The sequence below is a fragment of the Streptomyces sp. NPDC053048 genome (genome assembly GCF_044547045.1).
Lineage (GTDB): Bacteria > Actinomycetota > Actinomycetes > Streptomycetales > Streptomycetaceae > Streptomyces.
The window spans coordinates 78,471-92,217 of record NZ_JBITZS010000003.1; the positions used below are offsets into that span (position 1 = coordinate 78,471).

General features: G+C 72.2%; 10 protein-coding genes. 7 read left to right on the plus strand and 3 right to left on the minus strand.

Translation table 11 applies throughout. The features are described from left to right. The first annotated feature begins 133 nt into the window (after positions 1-133). The 4 genes from ACIG36_RS08680 (at position 134) to ACIG36_RS08695 (ending at position 6,184) form a co-directional block, all read left to right on the plus strand. A complete protein-coding gene (locus ACIG36_RS08680) occupies positions 134-1,999 on the plus strand; it encodes an ATP-binding cassette domain-containing protein (protein ID WP_399924218.1) in 1,866 nt (621 codons plus the stop codon). A 174-nt stretch (positions 2,000-2,173) separates the two neighbouring features. After that, positions 2,174-3,112 (plus strand): FadR/GntR family transcriptional regulator, encoded by a 939-nt coding sequence (locus tag ACIG36_RS08685; RefSeq protein WP_399924221.1) that lies wholly within the window; start codon positions 2,174-2,176, stop codon positions 3,110-3,112. Positions 3,113-3,492: 380 nt separating this feature from the next. Next, positions 3,493-5,052 carry an RNA polymerase sigma factor gene (locus tag ACIG36_RS08690; RefSeq protein WP_399924223.1) on the plus strand — a complete coding sequence of 520 codons (1,560 nt, stop codon included), beginning with the start codon at positions 3,493-3,495 and terminating at the stop codon, positions 5,050-5,052. 193 nt (positions 5,053-5,245) lie between these two features. Continuing rightward, on the plus strand, positions 5,246-6,184 hold the full coding sequence (locus ACIG36_RS08695; protein ID WP_399924226.1) for a S1 family peptidase: 939 nt from the start codon (positions 5,246-5,248) through the stop codon (positions 6,182-6,184). Positions 6,185-6,358: 174 nt separating this feature from the next. On the opposite strand, the gene ACIG36_RS08700 is transcribed toward ACIG36_RS08695, so the two are convergent. Next, positions 6,359-6,589, minus strand: coding sequence for a hypothetical protein (locus tag ACIG36_RS08700; RefSeq protein WP_071961820.1), 231 nt, complete (start codon positions 6,587-6,589; stop codon positions 6,359-6,361). Between the two features lie 432 nt (positions 6,590-7,021). Between ACIG36_RS08700 and ACIG36_RS08705 the strand changes: the two genes are divergently transcribed. The 3 genes from ACIG36_RS08705 (at position 7,022) to ACIG36_RS08715 (ending at position 11,352) form a co-directional block, all read left to right on the plus strand. Continuing rightward, on the plus strand, positions 7,022-9,142 hold the full coding sequence (locus ACIG36_RS08705) for a type IIA DNA topoisomerase subunit B (RefSeq protein WP_399924229.1): 2,121 nt from the start codon (positions 7,022-7,024) through the stop codon (positions 9,140-9,142). Positions 9,143-9,298: 156 nt separating this feature from the next. Next, positions 9,299-9,766, plus strand: coding sequence for a DUF485 domain-containing protein (locus ACIG36_RS08710; RefSeq protein ID WP_399924232.1), 468 nt, complete (start codon positions 9,299-9,301; stop codon positions 9,764-9,766). Continuing rightward, positions 9,763-11,352, plus strand: a complete 1,590-nt coding sequence (locus ACIG36_RS08715) for a cation acetate symporter (RefSeq protein ID WP_399924234.1) — start codon at positions 9,763-9,765, stop codon at positions 11,350-11,352. Before ACIG36_RS08710 ends, ACIG36_RS08715 begins: the two co-directional genes overlap by 4 nt. A gap of 20 nt (positions 11,353-11,372) precedes the next feature. Here the strand turns inward: ACIG36_RS08715 and ACIG36_RS08720 are convergent, their stop codons facing one another. Both ACIG36_RS08720 and ACIG36_RS08725 read right to left on the minus strand, forming a co-directional pair. Further along, on the minus strand, positions 11,373-12,050 hold the full coding sequence (locus tag ACIG36_RS08720; RefSeq protein WP_399924237.1) for a response regulator: 678 nt from the start codon (positions 12,048-12,050) through the stop codon (positions 11,373-11,375). Further along, entirely contained in the window at positions 12,047-13,681 is a 1,635-nt protein-coding gene (locus ACIG36_RS08725; RefSeq protein WP_399924241.1) for an ATP-binding protein, read from the minus strand. Before ACIG36_RS08725 ends, ACIG36_RS08720 begins: the two co-directional genes overlap by 4 nt. Between the last annotated feature and the right edge of the window lie 66 nt (positions 13,682-13,747).

Sequence of the window (13,747 nt, forward strand, 5' to 3'; positions counted from 1 at the left end):
CGGTCAGGGCGGCGGTGTGACCCGTCACCGACGGATGGGACACGCGTGATGGAAGGTGCCTACGTTGCGTAGCAAATAGGACATATCGGGTTACGGTGCTGCGGTACGGTCCCGCCGTCCCGCGAGTGAAGCCATGATCCAGGCCATCGGACTCACCAGCGTCCCCCGCCGCAACCAGCCCCCCGCCGTCGACGACCTCACCTTCGAGGCCCGGCCGGGCCGGGTCACCGCCCTGCTCGGCGCCCCGGGCGCGGGCAAGACCGCCGCGCTGCGCCTCATCCTCCGCCTCGACCCAGGCCGCGGCGTCGCCCTCTTCCGCGGCCGCGCCCTGGACCGGATCCCGCACCCGACCCGCGAGATCGGCGTCCTCCTCGGCGACGTCCCCGGCCACCCCGCCCGCACCGCCCGCGGCCACCTGCGCATGCTCAGCGCCGCCGCCGGAGTGCCCGCCGAGCGTGCCGACGAGGTCCTCGACGTCGTCGGTCTCAGCGGCCTCGCCGACCAGCGGCTCGGGGACTTCTCGCTCGGCATGGACCGCCGGCTCGGCCTCGCCGCCGCCCTCCTCGGTGACCCGCACACCCTCGTCCTCGACGAGCCCGCCCACGACCTCTCCCCCCGCGAGACGGCCTGGCTGCACGGCCTCCTGCGCGGCTACGCGGCCCAGGGCGGCGCCGTCCTCGTCACCTCACGCGACCCCATCGAGGCGGCACGCCTCGCCGACCAGGTCGTCACCATCGACCACGGCCGCCTGATCGCCGACCAGGAGGCGGCGGTGTTCGCCGGCTCCCGGCTGCGGCCCCGCGTCGCCGTCCAGTCGCCGCTGGCCAACCGTCTCGCCCATGTCCTGGCCGCCGAGGCCGACACGGCGCGGGACGAGGTGGGCGCGCCCCCCGTCGAAGTGGTGCACGAGGGGGGCAGCCGGATCTGTGTCTACGGCAGCAGCTGCGCCGCCGTCGGGGAGGCCGCCTACCGCCACGGCATCCTGGTCCACCGCCTCGTGGAGGAGGTCGCCGACACCGGCCCCGTGATGCCGCTGCCGCGCGCCGACGGCCGTCGCGACACGCGTGGCACAACCCCTGGCCCCGAGGCCACCGGCGACGTCTCCGAAGCCCTTGAGTCGATGAACGATCCGTCGGCCGAGCCGCCGGCCGATCCGTCCGGCGAGCCGTCCACCGGCCCGGCCCCGTCCGCGCCCGACGCCGTCACCCGCCCCCGGCCTCCGCTCCCCGCCCCCGGCCCCGCCTGGCCCCTGCGCTACGAGCTGTACCGCGCCATGGGCGTGCGAACCGGCTGGACCGTGGCCGCCCTGGCCCTGACCGCCGCGCTCCTGACCTCCGTACTCCTCGCCCGTGCCGGCGCCCTGCCGGCGCTGCGCCTGCTCACCGGCTGGCCCGTGTGGCTGCCCCTGCCCCCGGCCGCCTTCGGGGCCGGACTGCTCGGGGCGCTGGCCTTCGGACAGGAGTTCCGCTACCCGGCCCTCGCCCCCGACCAGGGCACCGTGCCCCGCCGGCTGAGCCTGCTCGGCGCCAAGCTCGCCGTCACGGCCGCCGCCGCCCTCGTCCTCGCGCTCGCCTCCATCGCCCTCGACGCGGCCGTGCTGCGCCTGCTCTTCGGCGGCTCCGTCACGCCCCTCGCCGTCGGCTGGGCCGCCACGCTCGCCGGCGGGGCCGGGCTGACGCTCGGCTGCGCCTGGGCGGGGCTGCTCGCCGCCGGGCTGTTCCGGTCCACCGCGCTGGGGCTGGTGGCGGTGCTGGCGGTGCCCACGGTGGTGGTGCCCGTCCTGGGCGGGGTGCTCTCCCGCCCGGCCGCCCGTTCGCTCATCGGCCTCCCGGAGCGGCTGCGGTCGGCGGCCGTGGTGCAGTGGCCGTCCGGACTGGACCAGGGCGTCTCGGCGGCGCTGCGGCTGATGTCCCAGCCGATCGGCTGGGCGCTGGCACTGTGCCTGGCGGGGCTGCTCGGCGCCTATGTCCTGACCGTGTTCCGCGGCCGGCCGAGGTGAGCGTTGTGCTATTGCGCTGTCCTGGGCGGGAGCGAACGCAGAGTGACAATCGGCCCGGAGGTGACGCAGGAGAGAACCCATCGCCATTACGCTCCGCAATCAGCCCACCCGTTGACGTGCCCTTTCTGTCTGTTTAGGCGTCAATTGTGAGGTAATGGGCGATCACCCTTTCGTGTGCTTTTCACCAAAGACCTCAAGGGGTCCGGAGGTGTCGCCGACAAAGGAAGCGTGAGTACCCTTGCGCACACCATGATGACCGCGGCTCGCCCCGCCGACTCCGGCCTCGCCGGCCCGGGTGAGCTAGACCGTTACTCCTACGCGGAGGCCCCCGGGGCCGACCGCGGCGCCGTGCCCCCCTGGGACGGTGACGCGGAGCTCAGCCGGGCCGGCCGCCGTGCCGCCGGCAGCCGTGGCCGAGGGCTGCACGGCCAGCTCGTACAGCAGCTGGGCCAGATGATCGTCTCCGGGGACCTGGGCGCCGACCGCCCGCTGGTCCCGGAGGAGATCGGGCAGCGCTTCGAGGTCTCCCGCACCGTCGTCCGCGAATCCCTGCGCGTCCTCGAGGCCAAGGGCCTGGTCAGCGCCCGGCCCAACGTGGGCACCCGAGTGCGCCCCGTCAGCGACTGGAACCTGCTCGATCCCGACATCATCGAGTGGCGGGCCTTCGGGCCGCAGCGCGAGGATCAGCGTCGCGAGCTGTGCGAGCTGCGCTGGACCATCGAGCCGCTGGCCGCCCGGCTCGCCGCCGGGCACGGACGCGAGGACGTCCAGCAGCGGCTCGCCGACATGGCCGAGATCATGGGCCACGCCCTCGCCCAGGGCGACTCCCTCACCTTCACGCGCGCGGACGCCGAGTTCCACTCCCTGCTGCTGCAGGTCGCGGGCAACCGCATGCTCGAGCACCTGTCCGGGATCGTCTCCGCCGCCCTGCACGTCTCCGGCGCCTCGGCCGGTGGCTGCGACCGCCCCACCGAGGCGGGCGTCGGGCAGCACCTGCGGATCGTCGACGCCGTCGGCGCCGGCGACGCGGCCGCGGCGGAGGCGGCGATGCGCCAGCTGCTCGTCACCCACCCCGAGGTCGAGCGAGTGGTGCCCGCCCCGCGCGAGCACTGAGCGCGGGCGGAGTCCCGCGCACGGGAGCGGTACGTGCGGGACCGCCCGTCCAGCGCGCGCGTACGGCCGTACGCGCGAGCCGGATGGGCCGTTCCGCGCGGCCGCGCAGGACGGCCGCCCCGGCGATCTGTCCGCTTGGACGGCATTGGCTCCGTTATGCGGTGTGACTCGGGCCACGGGGATTGGGCGTAACGCTCCTTGAGGCAGCGCGATGACTAAAGAGGTGGTAGCCGCGGAGGGAATACAAGCCTCACTCGAGGCGCTGTGTTGCTCTGCACTACTGCCCGCGCCGTCGGTTCATCCATGCCGGCGGTCGTCGGAGCCGGTCACCCGCCCAAGGGGACGCCGGATCCGGAAGCCGTTTCCATCGTTCCGAGAGGTTGTTCGTGTCGGCCAGCACATCCCGTACGCTCCCGCCGGAGATCGCCGAATCCGAGTCTCTGATGGCGCTCATCGAGCAGGGAAAGGCCGAGGGGCAGATCGCCGGCGACGACGTGCGTCGGGCCTTCGAGGCTGACCAGATTCCGCCAACCCAGTGGAAGAACGTTCTGCGCAGCCTCAACCAGGTCCTCGACGAGGAGGGTGTGACGCTGATGGTCAGTGCCGCAGAGGCGCCCAAGCGCACCCGCAAGAGCGTCGCAGCGAAGAGCCCGGCGAAGCGCACCGCCACCAAGGCCGTCTCCTCCAAGACGGTCACGGCGCGGCAGTCGTCTTCCTCGGCATCCGCCACGTCCGCCCCGGGCGGGTACGACGGCGAGGCCGACGAGGCCGTGGCGCCCGCCAAGAAGACCGCCGCCAAGAAGGCCGCGGCCAAGAAGACGGTGGCCAAGAAGACCACCGCGAAGAAGACGGCGGCCAAGAAGACCGCCGCCAAGAAGGACGCCGACGAGCTCCTCGAGGACGAGCTCCTCGACGAGACCCCGACCCCCGGCAAGGGCGACGACGAGGACGAGAGCGGCGAGACCAAGGGCTTCGTCCTGTCCGACGAGGACGAGGACGACGCTCCCGCGCAGCAGGTCGCGGTCGCCGGTGCCACTGCCGACCCGGTCAAGGACTACCTCAAGCAGATCGGCAAGGTCCCGCTGCTCAACGCCGAGCAGGAGGTCGAGCTCGCCAAGCGCATCGAGGCCGGTCTGTTCGCCGAGGACAAGCTGGCGAACTCCGACAAGCTGGCCCCGAAGCTCAAGCGCGAGCTGGAGATCATCGCCGAGGACGGCCGGCGCGCCAAGAACCACCTCCTGGAGGCCAACCTCCGTCTGGTGGTCTCCCTGGCCAAGCGCTACACCGGTCGCGGCATGCTCTTCCTGGACCTGATCCAGGAGGGCAACCTCGGTCTGATCCGCGCGGTGGAGAAGTTCGACTACACCAAGGGTTACAAGTTCTCCACCTACGCGACCTGGTGGATCCGCCAGGCGATCACGCGCGCGATGGCCGACCAGGCCCGCACCATCCGTATCCCGGTGCACATGGTCGAGGTCATCAACAAGCTCGCGCGCGTCCAGCGCCAGATGCTCCAGGACCTGGGCCGCGAGCCCACCCCGGAGGAGCTGGCCAAGGAGCTCGACATGACCCCCGAGAAGGTCATCGAGGTCCAGAAGTACGGCCGTGAGCCGATCTCCCTCCACACCCCCCTGGGTGAGGACGGCGACAGCGAGTTCGGTGACCTCATCGAGGACTCCGAGGCGGTCGTGCCGGCCGACGCGGTCAGCTTCACGCTGCTGCAGGAGCAGCTGCACTCGGTCCTGGACACGCTCAGCGAGCGCGAGGCGGGCGTGGTCTCCATGCGCTTCGGCCTCACCGACGGCCAGCCGAAGACCCTCGACGAGATCGGCAAGGTCTACGGCGTGACGCGTGAGCGCATCCGCCAGATCGAGTCCAAGACCATGTCCAAGCTGCGTCACCCGTCGCGCTCCCAGGTGCTGCGCGACTACCTGGACTAGTCCGGACGTCCGGGCAGCCCCGGACCACCGGCACAGCCGCACAGGGCCCGGTTCCTCCTCCGAGGAGCCGGGCCCTTTTGTCTGATGTTCCGCCTTGTCTGTGTTTTCGCTGTTCCGCCGTGTTCCGGATGCGGGCGCGGCCGGGTGGGGTGACGCTGGGTAGGCACAGAACTCCATTGCGTCGGGAGGCCGGATGCGCGCCCTGAGGTACCTGCTCGCCGGAGCGGTCGTGCTGCTGCTGGCGGCGCCCGCACCGGTGCGGGCCGGGGACCGCAGGGTGGTCGGGGGAGTGGCCGTGAAGGTCTCCGACGTGCCCTGGATGGTGGCACTGGCGAGCCGGGAGCGCTTCGGTGACGTGCGCTCGGGGCAGTTCTGCGGCGGGGTCGTGGTGGGGCGCAGGACGATCGTCACGGCGGCGCACTGCCTGAGCCGCGAGGTGCTGGGGGTGGATCCCTCGGAGGCCAAGGACCTGAGGGTGATCGCCGGCCGCGCCGACATGCGGGGATCCGCGGGCAAGGAGGTGCCGGTCAAGGGAACCTGGGTCAACCCCGAGTTCAACATGGAGACCAACGCCGGGGACGTCGCCGTGCTCACCCTGGCGGAGCAGCTGCCGGGCGCCCGTCCGATCGCGATGGCGCAGCGCGGCGACGCAGCCTATGAGCCCGGCACGGCGGCCGGGGTCTACGGCTGGGGCGACGTCACCGGCAACGGCACCTATGCGGAGTCGCTGCGGGCGGCACGGGTGCTCGTCCTGGAGGACGCGCTGTGCGCGCGGGCCTATCCGGGCGGGCCGGAGGGCACGTTCAGCTCGGCGACGATGCTCTGCGCGGGGCTGCCGCTGGGGGGCCGGGACGGGTGCCAGGGGGACAGCGGAGGGCCTCTGGTGGCACGGGGACGGCTGGTGGGCCTGGTGTCCTGGGGGAGCGGCTGCGCCCAGCCGGGCCATCCGGGGGTCTATACGCGGATCTCCGCCGTTTCCGGGCTGGTCCGGGCCCACAGCTCCGAACCCCTGCCGGAGAACGCTCCTCCGGCGAAACTGCCGCCTCCGGGTCCGCCGGCCTCCGCCCCGCCGCCGCAGCAGGGCGGCCCGGCGCCGACGCCCGCCGCGCGGCCGGGACGGGTGTCACGGTGAGTGCGGCGGCCGCAACCCAAGTGGATGCCGCCGCGGGGACGAGACGTGGGAGCGGTCGTGGGTACGAGAGCGGGCGACCTCCCCCGGCAGGGGTGGCCGCCCGCGGCTGCCCCGCCCTGGATGGCGGGACCTCGCTCGTCGTCGGATGCGATGTGTCAGCGCTTGACTGCGGACTCAGCGGTCCTCGTCGGACGCGGACGCCGGGACGGCGGTGAGCCGCTCCGTCTCGTCCTGTATTTCCGCGGCGATCTTCTTGAGTTCTGGCTCGAACTTGCGACCGTGGTGGGCGCAGAAGAGCAGTTCACCGCCGCTCATGAGAACGACGCGCAGGTAAGCCTGAGCGCCGCACCGGTCGCAGCGGTCTGCGGCCGTCAGCGGGCTCGCGGGGGTCAGAACAGTAGTCACGTCGCCTCTTCTCTAGCTCGACGAGCTGTCGTACCAGGGTCAACATCCAACCAGGCCGAAAACGTTCCCGCTCGTGGCTTTTCCTCGAAACTTCCTTCCGAGTCAGCCGGATCTTGACGTTTGGCGGCGAATGAGCCGTATTGCGTAGGCCTACGGTTTCACGTCGCTGGGGGCTGCCGTCCTCCCGGCTGGCTTGCCGGGTTGTTCTTGAGGACGTGCCCGGAGCCTAAATGGTTCATGCCTCGAAGGGAACGTGATGTGCATGTCACTCCATCGGGGGATCGAACGTTTGAGCGACGCTCGATTAGCATGGTTGTTCTCAAGGGTGGCGGCACAAAGGCTCTACCAGGCCTCGGTACCCTCTGAACGGCGACCGAGCCACCCATGTGCCCGCCTGTGGGCCAGACAGAAATTCAGCGAGGAGCGAACCGCGTGACCGCCGAGACGTCCGTGCCGTCCACTGCGTTGCTGACCGGGGCAGACCGGGACGGATCCAACTACACCGCGCGGCACCTGCTCGTCCTCGAGGGCCTCGAAGCCGTCCGCAAACGACCCGGCATGTACATCGGCTCGACGGACAGCCGCGGCCTGATGCACTGCCTCTGGGAGATCATCGACAACTCGGTCGACGAGGCCCTGGGCGGCTTCTGTGACCGCATCGAGGTGATCCTCCACGACGACGGGTCGGTGGAGGTGCGCGACAACGGCCGTGGCATCCCCGTGGACGTGGAGCCCAAGACCGGGCTGTCGGGCGTCGAGGTCGTCATGACCAAGCTGCACGCCGGCGGCAAGTTCGGCGGCGGCTCGTACGCCGCCTCCGGCGGTCTGCACGGCGTCGGCGCCTCCGTCGTCAACGCCCTGTCCGCGCGGCTGGACGTCGAGGTCGACCGGAACAGCCGGACCCACTCGATCAGCTTCCGCCGGGGCGTGCCCGGCATCTTCACCGAGTCCGGCCCGGACGCGCCCTTCGACCCGGCCAACGGCCTGCTCAAGGGCAAGAAGGTGCCCAAGGCCCGCACCGGCACCCGCGTCCGCTACTGGGCGGACCGCCAGATCTTCCTCAAGGACGCCAAGCTTTCCCTGGAGACCCTCTACGGCAGGGCCCGGCAGACGGCCTTCCTGGTGCCGGGGCTGACGATCGTCGTCCGCGACGAGCGCGGCCTCGACGGCGAGGCCGCCACCGAGGAGACCTTCCACTACGACGGCGGCATCAGCGAGTTCTGCGAGTATCTCGCCCAGGACAAGGCCGTCTGCGACATCCTGCGGCTGAGTGGCCAGGGCACCTTCAAGGAGACGGTGCCGGTCCTCGACGACCGCGGGCACATGACGCCCACCGAGGTCACCCGCGAGCTCGGCGTGGACATCGCGCTGCGCTGGGGCACCGGCTACGACAGCACGGTGAAGTCCTTCGTCAACATCATCGCCACCCCCAAGGGCGGCACGCACGTGGCCGGATTCGAGCGGTCGATCACCAAGACCGTCAACGAGGCGCTGCGCTCGTCCAAGCTGCTCCGGGTCGCCGAGGACGACGTCGTCAAGGACGACGCCATGGAGGGCCTCACCGCGGTGGTGACCGTCCGGCTGGCGGAGCCGCAGTTCGAGGGGCAGACCAAGGAGGTCCTGGGCACCTCCGCCGCCTCGAGGATCGTGGCCAATGTGGTGGCCAAGGAGCTCAAGGCGTTCCTGACCTCCACCAAGCGCGACGCGAAGCAGCAGGCCAGGGCCGTGCTGGAGAAGGTCGTGGCGGCCGCCCGGACCCGCATCGCGGCCCGCCAGCACAAGGAGGCCCAGCGTCGCAAGACGGCTCTGGAGTCCTCCTCCCTGCCCGCCAAGCTCGCCGACTGCCGCAGCGACGACGTCGAGCGCAGCGAGCTGTTCATCGTCGAGGGCGACTCGGCGCTCGGCACCGCCAAGCTCGCCCGGAACTCCGAATTCCAGGCGCTGCTGCCGATTCGCGGCAAGATCCTCAATGTCCAGAAGTCGTCGGTCTCGGACATGCTCAAGAACGCCGAGTGCGGCGCGATCATCCAGGTGATAGGAGCCGGGTCCGGCCGGACCTTCGACATCGACGCCGCGCGCTACGGGAAGGTCATCTTCCTGGCCGACGCCGATGTGGACGGCGCCCACATCCGCTGCCTGCTGCTCACGCTCTTCCAGCGCTACATGCGGCCGATGGTGGAGGAGGGCCGGGTCTTCTCGGCGGTGCCCCCGCTGCACCGGGTGGAGCTCACCCACCCGAAGAAGGGGCAGGACAAGTACATCTACACCTACTCCGACAGCGAGCTGCGGCAGACGCTGCTGGAGCTGGAGCGCAAGGGCGTGCGCTACAAGGAGGGCATCCAGCGCTACAAGGGCCTCGGTGAGATGGACGCCGACCAGCTCGCGGAGACCACGATGGACCCGCGCCACCGCACCCTGCGGCGGATCAACATCAGCGACCTGGAGGCGGCGGAGCGCGCTTTCGACCTGCTGATGGGCAACGAGGTCGCCCCCCGCAAGGAGTTCATCACCAACTCCGCGGCCACCCTGGACCGCTCGCGCATCGACGCCTGACCGCCGCCCGTTCCCGCGGTCTCCCGGCCCCGCGCCACAGTGGCGCACCCCATCACCCGATGGGGTGAACGTCCGCTCGTGCGCGGGGCTGGATCCTTCCGGTCTGTCCATTCTTGGGCACGCGGCCCAGGGGGGTCGGCGACCAAGGAGAGTTCTGTGAGACACAGCGACGGGCGCGGTGCCGTAACGGTTCAGCGGACGGCCGGGGCGGAGCCCGCGCGGGACGCGGCCGCGATCTACCGGGAGGTCCAGCGCAGCCAGGCGTTCCGTCAGGTGCGCCGCCGCTACCGCCGGTTCGTCTTCCCCGCGACCGCCGCGTTCCTCGGCTGGTATCTGCTCTATGTGCTGGCGGCGACGGCGGCGCCGGGAATGATGGCCACTCCCGTGGCCGGCGCGATCAATGTGGCGATGCTCGCCGGTCTCGCCCAGTTCGCCACGACCTTCCTGCTGACCTGGGCCTACGCCCGTCACGCGCGGCTGCGCCGCGACCCGGTGGCGATGGAGCTGCGCTGGGCGGTCACCCTGCGGACGCTGCGGGACGGCAACCAACCGGAGCGGCTCGCGCTCCCGGCCGGGCGCCAGCGCGAGGCGGGCGCGGCGCGGGACGGGAGCGGGAGCCGTTGACCGGGGCCCATCAGGGCCTGGCGCTCGCCCTGTTCAGCGCCTTCGTCGTGGTCACCCTCGCCATCGCCACCTGGGTCGCACGGCGGCGGCAGGGCTCACCGGAGGAGTTCTACGCGGGCGGCCGGCTGTTCTCGCCCATGGAGAACGGTTTCGCCATCGCCGGCGACTACATGTCCGCCGCCTCCTTCCTCGGCATCTCCGGCCTCATCGCCCTCTACGGCTACGACGGCATGCTCTACTCCGTGGGCTTCCTGGTGGCCTGGCTGGTCGTGCTCTTCCTGGTCGCCGAACTCGTCCGTAACTGCGGGCGGTTCACCCTCGCCGACGTCCTCGCCGCCCGGCTGCACGAGCGCCCCGTCCGGATCGCCTCCGGCATCTCCTCCGTCACCGTCTCCGTGCTCTACCTCGTCGCCCAGATGGTCGGCGCGGGCAGCCTGATGGCCCTGCTGCTCGGCGGCACCGGCGAACGGGCACGCGGCTGGACGGTGATCGGCGTGGGGGCGCTGATGGTCCTGTACGTCACGCTGGGCGGGATGCGCGCCACCACGTGGATCCAGATCGTCAAGGCCGCGCTGCTGACGGCCGGCACCCTCACGCTGACGGTGCTGGTCCTCGCCCGCTTCCACGGCGACCTCTCCGCCCTCCTCGCCACCGCCGCCGAGCGCAGCGGCCACGGGCGGGACTTCCTTGCGCCCGGCCTCAAGTACGGCCGCGACCCGACCTCCCGGCTGGACTTCATCAGCCTCGGCCTCGCCCTCGTCCTGGGCACCGCGGGGCTGCCGCACATCCTCGCGCGCTTCTACACCGTGCCCACCGCCCGTGCCGCCCGCCGCTCGGTCGTCTGGTCCATCGGGCTCATCGGCGGCTTCTACCTGATGACCATCGTGCTCGGCTTCGGGGCGGCGGCCGTGCTCGGCAGCGACGCGGTACGGGCCTCGAGCTCCGCCGGCAACACGGCCGTCCCCCTGCTCGCCCTCGAGCTGGGCGGCGGCGCGGGATCCACCGGGGGAACGATCCTGTTCGCCGTGGTGGCGGCCGTCGCCTTCGCCACCATCCTCGCCGTCGTCGCAGGGGTCACCCTGGCCGCATCCGCCTCCGTGGCCCACGACCTGTACGTCACGATCGGCCGCCGGCGCGGGCCCCGTGACGAGGTACGGGTGGCCCGCGCCGCGGCGGCGGTCACCGGAGCTGCCGCCATCGGCCTCGGGCTGCTCGCGCAGAACCTCAACGTCGCCTTCCTGGTGGGCCTCGCCTTCGCCGTCGCCGCTTCCGCGAACCTCCCGGTGCTGCTCTACACCCTCTTCTGGCGCCGGTTCACCACGCGCGGCGCCGTCTGGTCGGTCTACGGCGGGCTGATCCCGGCCGTCGCCCTGGTCGTCCTCTCGCCGGTCGTCTCCGGCGCCCCCGGCGCGATCTTCCCCGGCGCCGACTTCGCGGTCTTCCCCCTGGAGAACCCGGGCCTGGTCTCCGTCCCGGCCGGCTTCCTCGCCGGCTGGCTGGGCACCCGCACGTCCCGCGAGGGCGCCGACGAGGCCGCCCACGCGCAGACCGAGGTCCGCGCGCTGACGGGCGCCGGGGCCGCCTGACGTCCCCCGGCCGACCCCGGCTACCGCCCGGACCAGGCGTAACGGTGCTCCGGGCGGCCCGTCTCGCCGTACCGCAGGGTGAGGCTGAGCCTGCCCGACTCCTCCAGCCGCTTGAGGTACCGCTGGGCCGTGGAACGGCTCAGCCCCGACCGCTCGGCCACCTCGTACGCCGACAGCGGGCGCGCCGCGTCCGAGAGGACCCGGCGGATCAGGTCGGCGGTCGGCGCGGAGTGGCCCTTGGGCAGGGGAGCGGTGGTGGAGGCGGTGCGCAGGGTGCCGAAGATGCGGTCGACCTGGTCCTGCCCCGCCTCCTCCGCACCCTCGAGGGTGCGGCGCAGCTGCGCGTAGGCCTCGAGCTTGACCCGCAGTCCCGGAAAGGTGAACGGCTTGACCAGGTACTGCAGCGCCCCGTAGCGCATCGCCGTCTGCACGGTCGCCACGTCCCGGGCGGCGGTGACCATGATGACGTCCGTGTGGTGGCCCAGCTGGCGGATGCGGCGCACCAGCGACAGGCCCGTCTCGTCGGGCAGGTAGTGGTCGAGCAGCACCAGGTCGACGCCCCCGCCCTCGAGGACCGCCAGCGCCTGCGCGGCGTTGTGGGCCGTCGCCCGGACCTGGAAGCCCGCCACCCTGGCGACGTACGCCGCGTTGATCTCGGCGACGCGGAAGTCGTCGTCCACGACCAGCACCTGGATCACCTGCTCACTCCTTCGGGCGTGCGCGACGCCTGCCGTTCCGGTGCCGGGGGCCGCAGTGCCTCCGGCAGCTCCACCGTGAACACCGCCCCGCCGCCCTCGCGTTCGCCCACCCGCGCCGAGCCGCCGTACCGCTCGGCCAGCCGCCGGACGAGCGCCAGGCCGAGCCCCCGCGGCCGGTTGGCCGCCGCCTCCTTGGTGGACCAGCCGTCGGCGAACACCAGTTCCCTGGCGTCCGCCGGCACACCGGGGCCGTTGTCCGTCACGCTCAGGACGACCGTGGCCTCCACCGCCCGCAGCTCGACCTCGACGAAGCCCTCCGCCCGGTGCCCGGCCACCGCGTCCAGCGCGTTGTCGACGAGGTTGCCCAGCACCGTGACCAGGTCCCTGGGGTCCACCACCCGCTCCGGCAGCCGCGTGGCCGCGCTGATTCGCAGCGTCACGCCGCGCTCCGCGGCGACCGCGCCCTTGCCCACCAGCAGGGCACCGACCAGTGGCTCGTGCACCCGCTCGGCGACCTGCTCGGCGGTGGCCCGGTGCGCCCCGGTCACCTCGGCCACGAACTCGACCGCCTCCGCGTACAGTTCCAGCTCCAGCAGCCCGACGACGGTGTGCATCCGGTTGGCGTGCTCGTGGTCCTGGGCGCGCAGCGCCTCGGTCAGGCCCCGGGTGGCGTCCAGCTCGCGGCCGAGCTGTTCCAGCTCCGTACGGTCGCGCAGCGTGGCGACGGTGCCGCCGTCGGCGGTGTCCATGCGGTTGGCGACCAGGATCCGCCCGTCGCGGACGGTCAGCAGGTCCGTGCCGCGCACCCGCCCCGCCAGCACATCGGTGGTCCGGCCGGGCGGCAGGACGGCGTCGAGCGGACGGCCGATGGCGTCCGGGCCCAGGCCCAGCAGGCGCTGCGCCTCGTCGTTGACCAGCCGCAGCCTGCCCCGCCGGTCGAGGGCGACCACGCCCTCGCGGATGCCGTGCAGGATGGCCTCGCGCTCGTTCAGCAGCGCGGAGATCTCCGACAGTTCGATGCCGTGGGTGCGTTTGCGCAGCCGCCACGAGAGCGCGAACGCGGCCAGCGCGCCGACACCGAGCGCCGCTCCGGCGTACACGAGGATGCCGGGCAGGGCATGCAGCAGGACGTCGCGCACGTCGTCGTAGGCGATGCCGACGGAGACGGCGCCCACGATGGCGCCCTCCGTGTCGCGCAGCGGTACCTTGCCGCGGGCCGAGCGGCCCAGGGTGCCGTTCTCGATGCCCGTCCACTCGTGCCCGGTCAGCGCCGGGCCCGGGTCGGTGCTCACGTGCCGGCCGATCTCGGCGGGGGTGGTGTGGGAGAAGCGGATGCCCCGGGTGTCGACCACGACGACGTAACTGGCGTCCGTGGCCAGGCGGATGCGTTCGGCGGCGGTCTGGACCGGACCGTCCGGGTCCGGTCGTCCCGCCAGCACGGCGCGGGCGATGCCGGGCTGGGCGGCGGTGGACTGGGCGATGGCGAGCGCCCGCCGCTCCGCCTGCTCGTCGAGCTGCGCGCCCAGAGGCGCGAGGAAGAGCCCCGTGGTGAGCGCGGTGACGCCGGTGGTGATCAGCAACTGGACGGACAGGACGTGGGCGAAGACACGACGGGGCCACCGTGGGCGCATGGGGGGCACCTTTCGTCCTTCTGATGTCGCTGTTGCCGCTGTTGCCGCTGTCGTCGTTCGCTTCTC